At 72.1% G+C, this 17,309-nt stretch carries 16 protein-coding genes; 10 read left to right on the top strand and 6 right to left on the bottom strand.

The annotated features are described in order from the left end of the window. Positions 1-58 precede the first annotated feature (58 nt). On the bottom strand, positions 59-988 hold the full coding sequence (locus tag EJC51_RS10765) for a 5'-3' exonuclease (protein WP_244363370.1): 930 nt from the start codon (positions 986-988) through the stop codon (positions 59-61). A 21-nt stretch (positions 989-1,009) separates the two neighbouring features. Further along, a complete protein-coding gene (locus EJC51_RS10760; RefSeq protein ID WP_126270856.1) occupies positions 1,010-1,369 on the bottom strand; it encodes a hypothetical protein in 360 nt (119 codons plus the stop codon). 162 nt (positions 1,370-1,531) lie between these two features. On the opposite strand from EJC51_RS10760, the gene EJC51_RS10755 reads away from it, so the two are divergent. The 4 genes from EJC51_RS10755 (at position 1,532) to EJC51_RS10740 (ending at position 6,799) form a co-directional block, all read left to right on the top strand. Further along, complete coding sequence (locus EJC51_RS10755) at positions 1,532-2,611, top strand: quaternary amine ABC transporter ATP-binding protein (RefSeq protein WP_126270855.1); 1,080 nt, start codon at positions 1,532-1,534, stop codon at positions 2,609-2,611. Continuing rightward, on the top strand, positions 2,604-5,219 hold the full coding sequence (locus EJC51_RS10750) for an ABC transporter permease/substrate binding protein (protein ID WP_126270854.1): 2,616 nt from the start codon (positions 2,604-2,606) through the stop codon (positions 5,217-5,219). Before EJC51_RS10755 ends, EJC51_RS10750 begins: the two co-directional genes overlap by 8 nt. 294 nt (positions 5,220-5,513) lie before the next feature. Continuing rightward, positions 5,514-6,083, top strand: a complete 570-nt coding sequence (locus EJC51_RS10745) for a helix-turn-helix domain-containing protein (protein ID WP_126270853.1) — start codon at positions 5,514-5,516, stop codon at positions 6,081-6,083. Next, positions 6,080-6,799 (top strand): helical backbone metal receptor, encoded by a 720-nt coding sequence (locus EJC51_RS10740; RefSeq protein WP_126270852.1) that lies wholly within the window; start codon positions 6,080-6,082, stop codon positions 6,797-6,799. The genes EJC51_RS10745 and EJC51_RS10740 overlap by 4 nt, the downstream gene beginning before the upstream one ends. On the opposite strand, the gene EJC51_RS10735 is transcribed toward EJC51_RS10740, so the two are convergent. After that, the gene (locus EJC51_RS10735; RefSeq protein ID WP_126270851.1) at positions 6,747-7,889 is read right to left on the bottom strand and encodes a TDT family transporter; all 1,143 of its coding nucleotides are present in this window, start codon (positions 7,887-7,889) and stop codon (positions 6,747-6,749) included. The two genes, EJC51_RS10740 and EJC51_RS10735, sit on opposite strands and share 53 nt — an antisense overlap. A 70-nt stretch (positions 7,890-7,959) precedes the next feature. Here EJC51_RS10735 and EJC51_RS10730 point away from each other — a divergent pair, with 70 nt between their 5' ends. Then, positions 7,960-8,880, top strand: a complete 921-nt coding sequence (locus EJC51_RS10730; RefSeq protein ID WP_126270850.1) for a LysR family transcriptional regulator — start codon at positions 7,960-7,962, stop codon at positions 8,878-8,880. 132 nt (positions 8,881-9,012) lie between these two features. Next, positions 9,013-9,957 (top strand): phosphotransferase, encoded by a 945-nt coding sequence (locus EJC51_RS10725; protein WP_126270849.1) that lies wholly within the window; start codon positions 9,013-9,015, stop codon positions 9,955-9,957. Here EJC51_RS10725 and EJC51_RS10720 read toward each other — a convergent pair. Both EJC51_RS10720 and EJC51_RS10715 read right to left on the bottom strand, forming a co-directional pair. Next, positions 9,941-10,624, bottom strand: coding sequence for a gamma-glutamyl-gamma-aminobutyrate hydrolase family protein (locus tag EJC51_RS10720; protein ID WP_126270848.1), 684 nt, complete (start codon positions 10,622-10,624; stop codon positions 9,941-9,943). The genes EJC51_RS10725 and EJC51_RS10720 overlap by 17 nt on opposite strands. A gap of 163 nt (positions 10,625-10,787) precedes the next feature. Then, positions 10,788-11,528 carry a FadR/GntR family transcriptional regulator gene (locus EJC51_RS10715; RefSeq protein WP_126270847.1) on the bottom strand — a complete coding sequence of 247 codons (741 nt, stop codon included), beginning with the start codon at positions 11,526-11,528 and terminating at the stop codon, positions 10,788-10,790. Between the two features lie 94 nt (positions 11,529-11,622). On the opposite strand from EJC51_RS10715, the gene EJC51_RS10710 reads away from it, so the two are divergent. The 4 genes from EJC51_RS10710 to EJC51_RS10695 are packed head-to-tail and all read left to right on the top strand — an operon-like array spanning position 11,623 to position 16,096. After that, on the top strand, positions 11,623-12,981 hold the full coding sequence (locus tag EJC51_RS10710; RefSeq protein ID WP_126270846.1) for a glutamine synthetase family protein: 1,359 nt from the start codon (positions 11,623-11,625) through the stop codon (positions 12,979-12,981). Between the two features lie 11 nt (positions 12,982-12,992). Continuing rightward, the gene (locus EJC51_RS10705; RefSeq protein WP_126270845.1) at positions 12,993-14,387 is read left to right on the top strand and encodes an aldehyde dehydrogenase family protein; all 1,395 of its coding nucleotides are present in this window, start codon (positions 12,993-12,995) and stop codon (positions 14,385-14,387) included. Continuing rightward, entirely contained in the window at positions 14,384-15,166 is a 783-nt protein-coding gene (locus EJC51_RS10700) for a 3-oxoacyl-ACP reductase (RefSeq protein ID WP_126270844.1), read from the top strand. The genes EJC51_RS10705 and EJC51_RS10700 overlap by 4 nt, the downstream gene beginning before the upstream one ends. Before the next feature lie 27 nt (positions 15,167-15,193). Then, the gene (locus tag EJC51_RS10695) at positions 15,194-16,096 is read left to right on the top strand and encodes a DUF2510 domain-containing protein (protein ID WP_126276903.1); all 903 of its coding nucleotides are present in this window, start codon (positions 15,194-15,196) and stop codon (positions 16,094-16,096) included. Position 16,097: 1 nt separating this feature from the next. On the opposite strand, the gene EJC51_RS10690 is transcribed toward EJC51_RS10695, so the two are convergent. After that, the gene (locus EJC51_RS10690) at positions 16,098-17,300 is read right to left on the bottom strand and encodes an amino acid deaminase/aldolase (RefSeq protein ID WP_126270843.1); all 1,203 of its coding nucleotides are present in this window, start codon (positions 17,298-17,300) and stop codon (positions 16,098-16,100) included. Positions 17,301-17,309 lie beyond the last annotated feature (9 nt).

Raw genomic sequence — 17,309 nt, 5'->3', positions numbered from 1 at the left:
GACCGGGAACGCCTCTCCCGGCTGCTGAGAAGGTAATTCGCCCAGCAGGAAAGATGATTCACGGTGCCAGGGTCGTCAGCAGCCGCTTCAGCGGGCCGCCGAGGCCCCAGCGGGCGCCCAGCTCCTCCAGCGCCGCCGGGTCGCGCGGTCCGCGCGGCAGGGTCGTGTCGACGTCCGGCAGCGGGACGTCGTCCGCGACCCGGACGACCTTCGGAGCCACCGCGACATACGGCCGTGACTCGTCCAGGCGCTTGCGCTGCGACGGCGTGAGCTTCGCCTTCGGGTCGTCGACCGCCGCCATGATCCCGGCCAGGTCGCCGAACTCGGCCAGCAGCTTGGCCGCCGTCTTCTCCCCGATGCCGGGCACGCCCGGCAGGCCGTCGCTCGGGTCGCCGCGCAGCAGCGCCAGATCCGCGTACCCCCGCCCGTCGACCCCATACTTCTCGCGCAGCCATGCCTCGTCGGTGAGCTGGAGCGTGCCCACGCCCTTGAGCGGGTACAGCACGCGGATGCCGCGGGCGTCGTCCACCAGCTGGTACAGGTCGCGGTCGCCGGTGACGATGTCGACCGGGCCCTTCGCCCGCCCGGTGAACGTGCCGATCACGTCGTCCGCCTCGTACCCGGCGACGCCCACGCGCGCGATGCCGAGCGCGTCCAGGACGGCCTCGATGACCGGCACCTGCGGCGACAGCGTGTCCGGCACCTCCTCCTCGTCCGGCCCCGCCTCGTGCTCCTCGGCGACGCGGTGGGCCTTGTAGGAGGGGATCAGGTCGACTCGCCACTGGGGGCGCCAGTCGGCGTCCATGCAGGCCACCAGCTCATCGGGGCGGTGGTCCTTGACCAGGCGGTCGATGAACTCCAGCAGCCCGCGCACGGCGTTCACCGGTGTGCCGTCCGGGGCCTTCACGGACTCCGGGACGCCGAAGTAGGCGCGGAAATAGAGCGAGGCGGTGTCGAGAAGCATCAGTCGTCCGGTCACGCCTCGCATCATGCCGTACGGCACCGACAGTCACCCGCCGACGCCGGTCAGCAGCCATCGCCAGCGCGGCTGCTCGGTGACGAGGGTCGCGGCGGCCAGCACGGACACCGGCGCCGCCGCCCACACCGGCCAGGCCCACCACGCCGCCACCACCGCCGCGAGGAGTTGCAGCAGCACCAGCAGGATCGTGACCGCGCCGGGCACCGGGACGATCACCTGAGCCTTGTCGCCAGGGGTGGCGAACACGGTCGGCAGGCCGATGAGGACCACCACCGCGAGGACCGCCAGAGCCCAGGAGCACGAGGCCAGCGCCCAGGGCGCGGCGACCCACGCCACCAGCTCCGTCGCGAAGCGCAGCGCCGACGCGCGTCTGTCGTCCGGTCGTTCCACAGCCGTCCCCCCAGCATCGTTGTGAAGCGTCGGCGGTGATCCTACGGACCGGAGGGGGTGATCGTACGGAATGGTTGTGAACTGAACCACTTCCCGGTTTGTCCTGGTCGGCCGGGGGCAGGCGCGGCCACTGACCCCCCGCCCCCGATGCAAGAGGTACACGTGTCATCCAGGCTTGAGGCCGAACATCTCTACAAGGTGTTCGGCAGACGACCGAGTGAGGCAGTCGAGAGACTGCGCAGTGGAGCCGACCGGGAGGAGCTGCGCGCCGACGGCACGACCGCCGCCGTCATCGACGCCTCCTTCACCGTGGACCCGGGCCAGATCTTCGTCGTCATGGGCCTGTCCGGTTCCGGCAAGTCGACGCTGCTGCGCATGCTCAACGGGCTGCTGGAACCGACCGCGGGACACGTCCGCTTCGACGGCCAGGACCTGACCGCCCTCGGCGCCCGCGACCTGCGCGAGGTCCGCGCCCGCAAGATCAGCATGGTCTTCCAGCACTTCGCCCTGTTCCCGCACCGCAGTGTGCTGGAGAACGCCGCCTACGGTCTCGCCGTCCAGGGCGTGGCCAAGGCCGAACGCGTCAAGCGCGCCACCGAGGCCCTGGAGCTGTGCGGCCTGGCCGGCTGGGAGAAGTCCTGGCCGGACGAGCTGTCCGGTGGCATGCAGCAGCGCGTCGGCCTCGCCCGCGCCCTGGCCACCGACGCCGACCTGCTGCTGATGGACGAGTCCTTCAGCGCCCTGGACCCGCTGATCCGCCGGGACATGCAGGACCAGCTGCTCACGCTCCAGCAGACCCTGAAGAAGACCATCGTCTTCATCACCCACGACCTCAACGAGGCCATGCGCCTCGGCGACCGCATCGCCGTCATGCGCGACGGCCGCATCGTCCAGAACGGCACCGCCGAGGACATCCTGGTCCGGCCCGCGAACGACTACGTCGCCTCCTTCACCAAGGACGTCGACCGCTCCCGGGTGCTCACGGCGTCCGCCGTGATGGACACCGACGTACGCGGCGACGAGACCGACTGCGGCTGTGCGAGCGACTGCGAGACCGTCACGCCCGACACCCCGTTCGCGGAGCTCTGCGCCGTCAGCGCCCGGACGGCGCATCCGGTGGCCGTGCTCGACGACGAGCGGAAACTCGTCGGAGTGATCCCGGCGCAGCGGCTGATCGGCTTCCTCGGCGAGCAGGACCGCGAGCAGGACCCCGAGCAGGACCGGGAGGCCGCCCATGCCTAGGATTCCGCTCGGCGACTGGGTCAACGACGCCGTCGACTGGCTGCTCGCCCACATGGGCTGGCTCTTCGACTTCCTCAAGACCGTCTTCACCGGCGCCTACGACGGCATCGACGCCGTCCTCCAGGCGCCCGAACCCCTGCTCCTCGCGGGCATCTTCGCCGTGCTCGCCTTCTGGCTGCGCGGCACCACGGCCGGCCTCCTCACCTTCGCGGGGTTCGCCTTCATCGACTCCCTCGAACTGTGGGACGACGCGATGGTGACCCTCTCGCTCGTCCTCGTCGCCACGCTCATCGCGCTGGTGATCTCGGTGCCGGTGGGCATCTGGGCGGCCCGCTCCGAGCGGGTCGGCGCCATGGTCCGGCCGGTGCTGGACTTCATGCAGACGCTGCCCGCGATGATCTACCTCATCCCGGCGATCCTGTTCTTCGGCACCGGCGCCTCCGCGGGCATCGTCGCCACCCTGATCTTCGCGCTCGCCCCCGGCGTGCGCATGACCGAGCTGGGCATCCGCCAGGTCGACAAGGAACTGGTCGAGGCGGCCGAGGCGTTCGGCACGACTCCCAGGGACACCCTGCTGCGCGTCCAGCTCCCGCTCGCCCTGCCGACCGTCATGGCGGGCGTCAACCAGGTCATCATGCTGGGCCTGTCCATGGCCGCGATCGCCGGCATGGTCGGCACCGGCGGCCTCGGCGGCCGGGTCAACGAGGCCATCGGCCAGCTCGACGTCGGCCTCGGCTCCGAGGCGGGCGTCGCGATCGTGATCCTCGCGATCTACCTCGACCGCATGACCGGCGCCCTCGGCACCCAGGTCTCCCCGCTGGGCCGCCGCGCCGCCGCCCGGGCCCGAGCGGCACAGGGGCTGAGGATCTGGTCGTACCGCCCCCGTCCCCAGGTCGCCGTGGTCGGCATCGTGATCCTGGCCCTCGTGGCGGGCGGCATGGGCATGTTCGGCGGCAAGAGCGACAGCACGGTCCCGGTCGCCGACGGCAAGAACGTCGGCCAGGGCGAGAAGGTCCGCATCGGCTACGTCCCCTGGGACGACGGCGTAGCCTCCACCTTCCTGTGGAAGGAGATCCTGGAGGAACGCGGCTTCCAGGTCGAGGCCAAGCAGCTCGACGCGGGCCCCCTCTACACCTCCGTCGCCTCCGGCAACGTCGACTTCATGACGGGCGCCTGGCTGCCGACCACCCACGAGCAGTACTGGAAGAAGTACGGCGACCGGCTCGACGACCTGGGCGCCTGGTACGGCAAGACGTCGCTGGAGCTGAGCGTCCCGTCCTACATGAAGGGCGTCGACTCCCTCGACGACCTCAAGGGCAAGGCCTCCGAGTTCGACGGGAAGATCACCGGCATCGAGTCCAGCGCCGGTGAGATGGCCCTGCTGAAGAGCAAGGTCCTGGGGGCGTACGGCCTCGACAAGGACTACAAGGTGGTCGACAGCTCCACGCCCGCGATGCTCGCCGAGCTCAAGCGCGCGTACAGCAAGAAGGAGCCGATCGTCGTCACGCTCTGGTCGCCGCACTGGGCGTACAACGACTACGACCTGAAGAAGCTCAAGGACCCGAAGGGCGCCTGGGGTTCCGGTGACGGCATCCACACCGTCGCCCGCAAGGGCTTCGCCGCGAAGAACCCGGTCGTCGGCAAGTGGCTGAAGGACTTCAAGCTCGACGAGAAGCAGCTCACCAGCCTCGAAGCCGAGATCAACAAGGCGGGCAAGGGCGAGCAGCAGGACGCGGTCCGCACCTGGCTGAAGGACAACCCCGGCGTGGTCGACAAGCTGGCCCCGGTCGCGAAGAGCGCGGCCGCGCCCGCCGAGGCCAAGAACCCGATCGACGTCGCCTGGTTCCCGTGGGACGAGGACATCGCCGTCACCCACCTGTGGAAGAACGTCCTGGAGCGGCGCGGCTACAAGCTCAACCTCAAGCAGATGGACGTCGGCCCCGTGTACACCGGCCTCGCCTCCGGGGACCTCGACCTCAACTTCGACGCCTGGCTGCCGTACGCGCAGGCGAACTACTGGGAGAAGAGCAAGGACCGCCTCGCCGACCTCGGCACCTGGTACGAACCGACCTCGCTGGAGGTCGCGGTCCCCTCGTACGTCAAGGGGATCACGTCCTACGAGGACCTCAAGGGCAAGGCCGACCTCTTCGACGGGAAGATCATCGGCATCGAACCGGGCACCGGCGAGATGAACCTCCTGAAGAACAAGGTCCTGCCCGGCTACGGCCTGGACAAGGAGTACGACGTCGTCGACGGCTCCACGCCCGCGATGCTCACCGAGCTCAAGCGCGCCTACGCCAAGAAGCAGCCCGTCGCCGTCGTGCTGTGGTCGCCGCACTGGGCGTACAGCCAGTACGACCTCACCAAGCTGAAGGACGGCAAGAAGCTCTTCGGCGAGGGGAACACGATCCGCACGATCGCCAACGAGAATTTCCCCGGGCAGTACCCGCAGCTCACCAAGTGGATCAAGGGCTTCCATCTGAGCGAGGACGAGCTCGGCACCCTGGAGGGCGAGATCAACGCGCACGGCCAGGGGCACGAGGACGAGGCCGTCGACGCCTGGCTGAAGAAGCACCCGGACGTCGTGGAGCGGATGACACCGCGATAATCGCGACGAAAAGAAATCGGACAACCACATACAGCTACGTCGTCACCTGAGCCTCATCCGGCCGTCGTGGTCAGGCCGTTCGTCCTGACGGAGGAATCCCCTCACGCGGCGGCCGGAGAGCTGATCTACTGGCCGGAGTTGGCGAGATCGCCCGCACCAGGTTTACGGCAATGTGACAGGCGCGTGAAACGGTTTGCCGAACATGCGTAGGGTGCAGACAACTCAACAGAGACATGTGCAGCGATCGAATGGCGATCGATCGCCGACCGACGAGCGAAGGAGGGAGCCGGAGCGATGGGCGACCACAAAGAACAGCCCCTGCGGGTGGGCGCGGCCGTACGGCGGCGGCGTCGCGCGCTGGAGCTCACCCTCGCCGTCGTGGCCGAGCGCAGCGGCCTGTCGGTCCCCTTCCTGAGCCAGATCGAGAACGAGCGGGCGCGCCCCAGCACCAGCTCCCTGGAGAAGGTCGCGGACGCGCTGCGCACCACCGCCGTCGAACTCCTCGCCGCCGCCGACCCGGCGTGCAGCGTCGACGTCGTGCGCGCCGACGACCCCGAGCCGGCGACGCCCGGCCCCCGGGCCCGTTCCCTGGTGCGCGGTCATCACCAGATGCACGCCCAGGAGTTCACCGGCGACCATGACGCGGGCCGTGAATTCCAGTACCGCAACGACCAGTTGATGTACGTCGCAGACGGCGCGGTGGAGATCGAGGCGGAGGGCCGGGCGTACCGGCTCGGCCGCGGCGACACGCTCTACCTCACCGGGGGCGTCCGGCACCGCTGGCGGGCGACTGTGTCGGACACCCGGCTGGTCGTCGTCGCCGTCGCGGAACACATCGAGGCGGTCCAGGACCGGCGCCCGTGAGGGTCGTCTCCCTCGTCCCGTCCCTGACGGAGGCGGTGGCCGAGACCCTCCCCGGCGCTCTGGTCGGCGTCACCGACTGGTGCACGCACCCGGCCGGCCTGGACGCGACCAGGATCGGCGGCACCAAGAACCCCAAGCTCGACCGGATCCTCGACCTCGCCCCCGACCTGGTGATCGCCAACGAGGAGGAGAACCGCGCTCCCGACCTGGCGGCCCTGCGCGAAGCGGGCCTGGACGTCCTGGTGACCGAGGTGCGGACCGTCCCGCAGGCCTTCTCGGAGCTGGCGCGGGTCCTGGCGGCCTGCGGGGCGCCGGCCCGGCCGCGCTGGCTGGACGAGGCGGAGGAGACCTGGGCGACGCTGCCGCCCCCGGAGTCCCGGGTGCGAGCCGTCGTACCGATCTGGCGCCGCCCGTGGATGGTGCTGGGCCGCGACACCTTCGCGGGAGACGTACTGGCGCGGCTGGGCGTCGACCACGTGTACGCCACCCACGAGAGCCGCTATCCGCGCATCCCCGTCGAGGAGTTGCTCGGGGCGCGCCCCGACCTGGTGGTCCTGCCGGACGAGCCGTACGCCTTCACGGCGGACGACGGCCCGGAGGCGTTCCCCGGCGTCCCCTGCGCCCTGGTCAGCGGCCGCCACCTCACCTGGTACGGCCCCTCCCTCAGGGAAGCGCCACGGGCACTGGCCGAGGCGCTGCGAGCAGCTCACCGCTGACGAGCCCCCGTACGGTGTGCAGGGCGGCGACACCCCAGGCGGCGACGAGGACGGCGTACAGCCCGATCGCGAGCCCGTCGAAGGCGGCCAGCCCGGTGTGCCGGGCCAGCCCCGCCGCCCCGGTGACACAGGTCCCCACGGGGAACGTGAACGCCCACCAGGTCATCGCGAACCCCATGCCCGCCCGGCGGGCCCGCACGACGTGGGCGACGGCGAGCGCGAGCCAGAGCAGGGCGAAGCCCATCACGGGGACGCCGTAGAGCACGGCGAGGACCGAGAAGCCGCCGCTGTACGGGGCGGGTACGGCACCGGGGGCGACGTCCGCGAAGTTGTTGACGGCGGTGGTGGACTGCCCCAGCGGGCCGAGCACGAGGAACAGGGTCGGGGTGAGGGCGAGCGGCAGCGGCCCGGCGGTGATCAGCCGGCCGAAGACGAGGGGCAGCATGAGCAGCGTCGCGAGCAGCGAGAGGCCGAACAGGGCGACGCAGGCCAGCAGCAGGGTCTCCTGGGCCTGACCGGCGGGCAGGTGGGGCACGAGGAGCGGGCCGAGCGCCGCCGACACCATCGGTGCGACGAGAGGCAGCAGCCACACGGGGGTCGCCTGTGCCGGCTCGATGCGATGGCGTACGGCCATCAGGTACGGGACCGCGACGGCGGCCGCGAGTCCGACCGCCGTCCCGGCGGTGAACAGCACGGCGTCGAGCGCCACCGCCGCCTCGGTGCCGATCCAGTCCGCGCCGACGGTGAGGGCACCGCCGCCGACGGCGAGCAGGGCCATGGCCAGGCAGCCGTAGAAGGGCGCCATGGCGGGGTCGAGGAGGTGGGCGCGGGCCTGGTCGCGGTGGTGCGTCCAGTGCAGGGCGCGGGCGCAGAGGAGGGCGAGGAGGACGACGAGCGAGAGCGCCCAGACGCCGGTGAGGGCGGGGCGCAGACCGGGGACGGAGACCGGCAGTGCGGCTCCGGCGGTGGCGACGACGGCGGTGCCCATGACGGTGGCGTACCAGTTCGGTCCGAGGTGACGGACGGCTGCGGCGCGCGGGGGACGTGCGGTGGCACGCGGAGGGAGGAGGGGCTGGGCTGCGGTGACCATGCTTCGAGGTTCCTGCCTCGGGAAGCTCCCCACCAGGGACGATGTCTCTATGAGGGCATAAACTGGGCTTATGAGTGGCGATACAGGCGATGCGGTGACCGGCTCACTGGCCCACCGGGTGCCGGACCTCGGGGCGCTGGAGCTGCTGCTCGCGGTGGCGCGGCTCGGCAGTCTCGGGGCGGCGGCCCGCGAGGTCGGCATCACCCAGCCCGCGGCGAGCAGCCGTATCCGGTCCATGGAACGCCAGCTGGGCGTGGCGCTGGTGGACCGCTCGCCCCGCGGTTCCCGGCTGACGGACGCCGGGGCGCTGGTCACGGACTGGGCGCGGCGGATCGTGGAGGCGGCGGAGGCCTTCGACGCGGGCGCGCAGGCGCTGCGGGACCGGCGGGACTCGCGGCTGCGGGTGGCGGCGAGCATGACGATCGCGGAGTACCTGCTGCCGGGCTGGCTTCTGGCGCTGCGTGCCCAACGCCCCGACACCGCGGTGTCGTTGCTGGCGGGCAACTCCGCGGCGGTGGCGGCACGCCTGCTGGCCGACGAGGCGGACCTCGGCTTCGTGGAGGGGCTCACCGTCCCGACGGGTCTCGACTCGGTCGTCATCGCCCACGACCACCTCATCGTCGTCACGGCCCCGGCCCACCCGTGGGCCCGCCGCCGGCGCCCGCTGGCGGCGGCGGAGCTGGCGTCGACGCCGTTGATCCTGCGGGAGAAGGGGTCGGGGACACGGCAGGTCCTGGACGCGGCGCTGGGCGGTCTGGCCCGTCCGCTGATCGAGCTGTCGTCCACCACGGCGGTGAAGGCGGCGGCCGTGAGCGGGGCGGGGCCGGCGGTGCTGAGCGAGTTGGCGGTGGGGGAGGAGATGGCGATGCGCCGGCTGGTGCGGGTCCCGGTGGCGGACGTGTCCCTGGCCCGCGATCTACGGGCGGTGTGGCCGACGGGGCACCGGCCGGTGGGACCGGCGCGGGAACTGCTGTCGCTGACGCGGGGGTAGCGGCGGTGGGGAACTGCTGTCGCCGAGGCGAGGGGAGCGGCGCTGGGGAACTCCTGTCGCTGAGCCGGGGCTAGCGGCGGCGGGTACGAAAATGCCTGGTGGAGGGCGCCCTTGACCTGCACTATTCCCTACATGTCAGCCACCGCACCGCCCGCCGCCGGCGTCCGTACCCCCTGGGAAGACCTCCCGCCGCACGTCCACGCCGCCGTCACCGACATCCTCGGCGCCCCCGTCGTCCACGCCGCCACCCAACCCGGCGGATTCTCCCCGGGCACGGCCGCCCGGCTGCGGACCGGTCACGGCCACCGCGCCTTCGTGAAGGCGGTCAGCGCGCAGGTCAACGCGACGAGCCCGGTGTTCCACCGCCGGGAAGCCCGGCACACCGCCGCGCTCCCGTCCACCGTCCCCGCGCCCCGCCTCCTCGGCACCTACGACGACGGCACCTGGACGGTCCTGGTGCTCGAGGACATCGAAGGGCGCCAGCCCCACGTCCCGTGGCGGCGACCGGAGTTGAGCCGCGTCCTCGACGCGGTGGCCGACCTCGCGCACGCCCTCACCCCGTCCCCCGTGCCCGACGCACCCCTCGCCGCCGACGACCTCGCCGACCAGTTCGACGGGTGGCAGCGGCTCTTGGAGGAGCCCACGCCCGAGGGCCTCGACCCTTGGACCGCCGAGCACCTCCCGCGTCTCGCCGAACTCGCCGCCCCCTGGCCCCAAGCCGTCGCCGGCGACACCCTCGCCCACGGCGACCTCCGCGCCGACAACATGCTGCTCACCGACGACCGCGTCGTCTTCGTCGACTGGCCGCACGTCGTCCGGGGCGCCCCCTGGCTGGACCTGCTGCTCATGCTCCCGTGCGTCAGGGCCCAGGGCGGCCCGGACCCGGAGGAGCTGTTCGCCGCGCACCCCCTCGGCCGCGCCGCCGAGCCCGACGCCGTCACCGCCGCCCTCGCGGGCCTGGCCGGCTACTTCGTCCACCGCTCGCTCCAGCCCCCGCCGCCGGGCATCCCCACGGTCCGCGCCTTCCAACGCGCCCAGGGCGAGGCGGCGTTGGACTGGCTCAGGAAGCGGCTGTGACCAACCCCCGCACCACGCGCAGGTCCTCACCCATCTCCGGATGCCACTGCACCCCCAACACCCAGTCGGCGGTGGGCAGTTCCACGGCCTCCACCGTCCCGTCCGCCGCGTGCGCCGAGGCCATGAGACCGGTTCCCAGACGGTCCACGGCCTGGTGGTGGTAGGTCGGTACCGACGTCTCCTCCGGGACCACATCGGCGTACAGCGTGCCCGGCACCGGCTTCACCGTGTGCCGCCCGAAGACGCCGACCACCTCCGCGTGGCCGTCGATGTGCTGGACGAGCGTGCCGCCCAGGGCGACGTTCAGCAGCTGCATGCCCCGGCAGATCCCCAGCAGCGGAACGCCCGCCGCCAGGGCCGCGTCGATCAACGCCAGCTCCCAGGCGTCCCGTTCCCGCGCGGGCGGCCCGGTGCGGGGCTCGCGCTCGGCGCCGTAGTGGACCGGCTCGACGTCCGGACCGCCCGCGATCACCAGCCCGTCGAGGCGGGCCACGGTCGCGGCGGCGTGCTCCGGCGCGTCCGGCGGCAGCATCGCCACCAGCCCGCCCGCCCGCTGCACCAGGCGCGGGTACCCGACGGGCAGCAGCGCCGCCTCCAGCTCCCACACGCCCCAGCGCGCCCCGGCCTCCAGATACGTACTGATGCCGATCAGCGGCCTGCCCGCCATACACCCTCCCGCGCCGCAATGGATTCCCCGCATACCTTTGCCGAGCCGAGCCCGGTACGGCAAGAGCAGGCCGGTCGCGGACCTACGCCGGGACCCTCTCGCCGGCGTGGCCGGCCCCCTGTCGAGTCGGGTCCGGCAGGGCAGCGGCACGCCGGTCGCCGACCTACGCCAGGAACCCCCTGAGCAGCGCGGCCGTGCCCCCGCAGTGCTCCCGCATCATCTCCCGCGCGCCGTCCGCGTCCCCGTCCAGGACCGCCTCCACCAGCGCGCTGTGCTGACGCTGCGAGTGCTCCAGGTTCCGCACCAGGAGCGGGATGCAGTCCAGCAGGTCGTTCACCGTGGCCCGTACCGCCGCGTACTGCGCGGTGAGCGTCGGTGAGCCGCACAGCTCGGCCAGCGTCAGATGCAGCAGGGTGTCCAGGCGCCGGTACTCGGTCAGCGGAGCGTCCTGTGTGCGGGCCAGCGCCTCGCGCAGCCGGTCCGCCTGCTCGGCCGTCAGTCCGTGCGCCGCGCACAGGCCCGCCGCCCCGACCTCCAGCACCTCCCGGAAGCGCAGGACGTCCTCGATGTCGACCTCGGCGATCCGCCGCCGCAGCTCGCCCTCGCCGAGGTCATCCGCGGTCGCGCGCGGCAGCACGAAGGTGCCGCCGTACCGTCCGCGCCGCGACTCGACCAGCCCCTGGTCCTGGAGGACCTTCAGCACCTCGCGCAGCGTCACCCGGCTGATCCCGAGCCGCTCCGCCAGGTCCCGCTCGGCCGGCAGCCGCTCGCCCCCCGGCACCAGACCCAGCCGTACGACCTGGAGGATCTGCTCCAGCGCCTCCTCGAACCCGTTGCCCGCCCGCACCGGCCGCAACACCGGTGTCAGCCGGTCCTCCAGACCGCCCTCCGGATCCAGCGACATCCCGCCGCACCCCCTTCCCAAGCAATGGTTCTCCGCAATACCTTATGGCTTCCGGCCCGGCCGAAAAAAGCGCAGAAGCCGAAGGAGCTCTCCCGTGGCAGACCGCACACCCCCGCTGAGCGTCGAGGAGCTGCACGCCCTCGTCGCGAGCGGTGAGATCGACACCGTCGTCCTGGCCTTCCCCGACATGCAGGGACGACTCCAGGGCAAGCGGTTCGCCGCCCGCTTCTTCCTCGACGAGGTACTCCACCACGGCACCGAGGGCTGCAACTACCTCCTGGCCGTCGACACCGAGATGAACACCGTCGACGGCTACGCGATGTCGTCGTGGGACCGGGGATACGGCGACTTCGCCATGCACCCGGACCTGTCCACCCTCCGCCGCGTCCCCTGGAACGCCGGCACCGCGATGCTCATCGCCGACCTCGCCTGGGAGGACGGCTCGCCGGTCGTCGCCGCGCCCCGCCAGATCCTCCGCCGCCAGCTGGAGCGGCTCGCCGAGCACGGCTACACCGCCCAGGTCGGCACCGAGCTGGAGTTCATCGTCTTCAAGGACACCTACGAACAGGCCTGGGACGCCAACTACCGGGGGCTCACACCGGCCAACCAGTACAACATCGACTACTCGGTCCTGGGGACCGGCCGGATCGAGCCGCTGCTCCGCCGGATCCGCAACGAGATGGCCGGCGCGGGGCTGACCGTCGAGTCCGCCAAGGGCGAGTGCAACCCCGGGCAGCACGAGATCGCCTTCCGCTACGACGACGCCCTGGTCACCTGCGACCAGCACGCCGTCTACAAGACCGGCACCAAGGAGATCGCCGCCCAGGAGGGTGTCTCGATCACCTTCATGGCCAAGTACAACGAGCGTGAGGGCAACTCCTGCCACATCCACCTCTCGCTGGCGGACGCCGCCGGCAACAACGCCATGGCCGCGGACGGCGGCATGTCCGAGGTCATGCGGCACTTCCTCGCCGGGCAGCTGGCCGCGCTCAGGGACTTCTCGCTCCTCTACGCGCCCAACATCAACTCGTACAAACGCTTCCAGCCCGGCTCCTTCGCCCCGACCGCCGTCGCCTGGGGCCACGACAACCGCACCTGTGCGCTGCGGGTCGTCGGCCACGGCCGCTCGATGCGCTTCGAGAACCGGCTGCCGGGCGGTGACGTCAACCCGCACCTGGCGGTCGCGGGCCTGGTCGCGGCCGGGCTGCACGGCATCGAGCAGAAACTGGAGCTGCCCGAGGCATGCCTCGGCAACGCCTACACCGGCGAGTACGAGCACGTCCCCACGACCCTCCGCGAGGCCGCCGAGCTCTGGGAGAACAGCCCCATCGCCAAGGCCGCCTTCGGCGACGAGGTCGTCGCCCACTACCGCAACATGGCGCGCGTCGAGCTGGACGCCTTCGACGCCGCGGTGACCGACTGGGAGCTCCGCCGCTCCTTCGAACGCATGTGAGAGGTTCACTCTTGTCGCACGAGTACGAGCATGAGCTCACGATCCTCAATCCGGCGACGGAGGAGGTCGTGGCGACCGTGCCCGCCGCCACCGCGGCCGACGTGGACGCGGCGGTCGCCCGTGCCGCCACGGCCCAGGCCAGGTGGGCCGGACTCGCGCCCGCCGACCGGGCGCGGCTGCTGCGCCGGTTCGCCGACACGGTGGACCAGCACGTCGAAGAACTCGCGCAGTTGGAGGTGCGGGAGGCCGGACACCTGCTCGGCAACGCCCGCTGGGAGGCCGGCAACGTCCGCGATCTGCTGGCCTACGCGGCCGGGGGAGTGGAGCGGCTGAACGGCCGTCAGATCCCGGTCCCCGGCGGCCTCGACGTCACCCTCCTCGAACCGCTCGGCGTCGTCGGGGTCATCGCCCCCTGGAACTTCCCCATGCCCATCGCGGCCTGGGGCACCGCCCCCGCGCTCGCCGCCGGCAACGCGGTGCTCCTCAAGCCCGCCGAGACCACCCCGCTGACCGCCCTGCGGCTCGCCGAACTCGCCCTGGCGGCAGGCCTGCCGGAGGGCCTGTTCCAGGTGCTGCCCGGCCATGGCCCGGTCACCGGCCACGCCCTGGTCGAGCACCCCGGCGTCGCGAAGATCGTGTTCACCGGGTCCACCCGCACCGGCCGCGCCGTCATGGAGCAGTGCGCCCGCCAGGTCAAGCAGGTCACCCTCGAACTCGGCGGCAAGAGCCCCAACATCGTCTTCGCCGACGCCGACCTCGCCACGGCCCTCGACCCCTTCTCCTTCCTCGACAACTCCGGCCAGGACTGCTGCGCCCGCACCCGCATCCTCGTCCAGGAGTCCGTCTACGACGAGGCGCGCGAACTGCTCGCCGACGCCCTGAAGGCCGTCGTCGTGGGCGACCCGGCCGACGAGAAGACCCAGATGGGGCCGCTGATCTCCCGTCAACAGCTCGACCGGGTACGGGCGTTGGCGCCGGAGGACATCCCCGGCCTGCGCGGCAGCGCCCCCGACGGACCCGGCTTCTGGTTCGCGCCGACCGTGCTCACCGGCGCGGCGCACGACTCCGAGGCCGCCCGCGAGGAGATCTTCGGCCCGGTCGCCGTCCTGCTCCCCTTCACCGACGAGGCGGACGCCGTCCGCCTCGCCAACGACACCCCGTACGGCCTCTCCGGCTCCATCTGGACCCGGGACGTGGGCCGCGCCCTGCGGATGTCGAGCGCCGTCCGGGCCGGCAACCTGTCCGTCAACTCCCACTCCAGCGTCCGCTACTGGACCCCCTTCGGCGGCTACAAGCAGTCCGGACTCGGCCGTGAACTCGGCCCGGACGCCCTGGCCGCCTTCACCGAGACCAAGAACGTCTTCATCAGCAACGTCTCCCCGAGCACGGAGGGCCCCGCACAGTGACCGAACAGATCGTGTGCCGTCGTCTCGTCGGCCGCACCGCCGTCATCACCGGCGCCGGCAGCGGCATCGGCCTCGCCACCGCCCGCCGCCTCGCCTCCGAGGGCGCCCACGTCGTCTGCGCCGACGTCGACGAGGCCCGCGGCAAGGCCGCCGCGGACGAGGTCGGCGGCCTCTTCGTGAAGGTCGACGTCACCGACGCCGAGCAGGTCGAGGCGCTGTTCAAGACGGCGTACGACACCTACGGCAGCGTCGACATCGCCTTCAACAACGCGGGCATCTCCCCGCCCGACGACGACTCCATCCTGGAGACCGGGCTCGAGGCCTGGAAGCGCGTCCAGGAGGTCAACCTCACCTCCGTCTACCTGTGCTGCAAGGCGGCCATCCCCTACATGCGGCGGCAGGGCAAGGGCTCCATCATCAACACGGCGTCGTTCGTGGCGCGGATGGGCGCGGCGACGAGTCAGATCTCGTACACGGCGTCGAAGGGCGGCGTCCTCGCCATGTCCCGTGAACTGGGCGTGCAGTTCGCGCGCGAGGGCATCCGCGTGAACGCGCTCTGCCCGGGTCCGGTCAACACCCCCCTGCTCCAGGAGCTGTTCGCCAAGGACCCCGAGCGGGCCGCCCGCCGCCTCGTCCACATCCCCGTCGGCCGGTTCGCCGAGGCCGAGGAGATCGCCGCCGCCGTCGCCTTCCTGGCCAGCGACGACTCCTCCTTCGTCAACGCCAGCGACTTCCTGGTCGACGGCGGAATCTCGGGGGCGTACGTCACGCCGCTGTAGGCCTCGCCTTACAGTGCCGGGATGAGCATGACGCCCCCGCCCGGCTGGTACCGCGACCCCCACGCCCCGCACCTGGAGCGCTGGTGGGACGGCACCGCCTGGACCGAGCACCGGCGTGAGCCCGCACTCCCGGGCCCGCCGGCGCCGGTTCCCGCCGAGGACGTCTCGGGCCGGGCCAAGGCGATCGCTCTCACGACGGCTGGGGTGGTGCTGGTCGCGGCGATCGTGACGGGCGCGTTCGTCCTGCGGGACGACCAGGGCGGCACCGGCGCCGACGCGGCCGTCACCGAGTCCGTCACCCCCACCTACGCACCCACCACCGAGACGCCCTCGGAGTCGGTGAGCGAACCCTCCGCCGACGACCCGGCCGTCGTCGAGGACCAGCTCAACGGCATCACCGTGCCGCTCCTCGACGGCTGGGTGCGGCCCGAGTACGTGGTCGACGACGACGTCCTCATGACCACCGACGGCACCTACGACTGCCCCGGCGACCCCGGCGTGTGCCGGCACGGCCTCGTCCTGTCCCGCACGGTCACCGACAACGACGAGACGTCCCCCAGGGCCCTCGCCGAGGCGGACATCTCCGAGGCCGCCGACGCCGCCTATGACCGCGACCTCGTCGGCAAGCGGCCCTTCGGCGGCATCGAGTCCCACGAGCTGGTGAAGGCGGGGCCGGTCGCGGTGGCGGGCCGTGCGGGGTACTACGTGCGCTGGCGCGTCAAGACCGCCGACGGGCCCGGCGGTTACGTGCAGTCCCTCGCCTTCCAGTCCAGCGTCGGCACCGAGTCTCCGGTCGTCGTGCGCTACGTCTTCGACGCGGGCGAGGACGGGCCGCCGCTCGCCGACATGGACCGGATCACCAAGGGCATCCGGTCCCTGGCCGGCACCGGGGGCGGCGGCGTGGGCAGCAGCATCGGCCCCACCGACTGACCTACAGGAACGTGCGGCCTTCCCCGCGGTACGTCGGGACGGTCGCCGTCACCGCGTCCCCCTCGACGAGATGCAGCGTGTCGAACCGCTCGCACAGCTCACCGGCCTTGGCGTGCCGGAACCACACCTTGTCGCCGATGAGCAGGTCGTCGGCGGGAGCGCCCAGCAGCGGCGTCTGCACCTCGCCGGGACCCTCCTGGGGGTCGTACTTCAGCCCCTCGGGGAGACAGGGCACGGGCAGCCGGTCGCGTCCCGGCGCACCGGAGGCGGGATAGCCGCCGCCCAGGACCGTGACGACCCCGACCCCCGGCCGCCGTACGACGGGCTGGGCGAACAGCGCCGCCGGACGGCCGCTGAAGGACGTGTAGTTGTCGAAGAGCCGCGGTACGTACAGCCCGGACCCGGCACCGATCTCGGTGACCGCGTCCTCGGCCGCCGTGGTCTGCACACTGCCCGTACCGCCGCCGTTGACGAACTCCAGGTCCGGCACGACGGCCCGCACCGCGCGCACCACCGCGGCCCGCCGCTCGGCGAGTTCACGGCGCGCGGTGGCCTGCATCAGCCGCACGGCACGCGAACGGAACGGCCGCCCGGCGACGGAGTCGCCCACCCCGGCGATATGGCCCTCGTACGCCATGATCCCGACGACCTTGAACCCGGGCCGCCGGGCCACCGCCCGTGCCAGCTCGGCGACTTGGCCGGGGGAGTGCAGCGGGGAGCGGAGCGCGCCGACGCGCACCCGCCCACCCAGGAGCTTCAGGGCCGTGTCCAGTTCCAGGCAGACCCGGACGACTTCACGTCCGCCGTCCCGGGAGCGGTCGATGAGATCGAGCTGGGCGACGTCGTCGACCATCACGGCCACGGCGGCGGCGAGCTTGGGATCGGAGGTCAGCTCGGCGTAACCCGCGCTGTCCACGGACGGATAGGCGAGCAGCACGTCGTCGAACCCGGAGCGGGCCAGCCACAGCGACTCGGCCAGGGTGAAGGACATGATCCCCGCGAAGCCGTCCTTGGCGAGCACGCGTTCGAGCAGCGCCCGGCACCGCACGGACTTGCTGGCGACCCGGATCGGCTTCCCGCCCGCACGGCGGACGAGATCGTCCGCGTTGGCGTCGAAAGCGTCGAGATCCACGATCGCGAGAGGGGCGTCGAGGTGGGCGGTGGCCCGGTCGTAACGGGCCCGGTCGGCGGCGCGCGCAGTCATGAACGAAGC

Origin of the sequence: Streptomyces aquilus (assembly GCF_003955715.1) — a bacterium.
Classification (GTDB): Bacteria; Actinomycetota; Actinomycetes; order Streptomycetales; family Streptomycetaceae; genus Streptomyces; species Streptomyces aquilus.
Note: the sequence above shows the minus strand (reverse complement) of the source record. Positions and strands in the feature narration are given on the sequence as shown.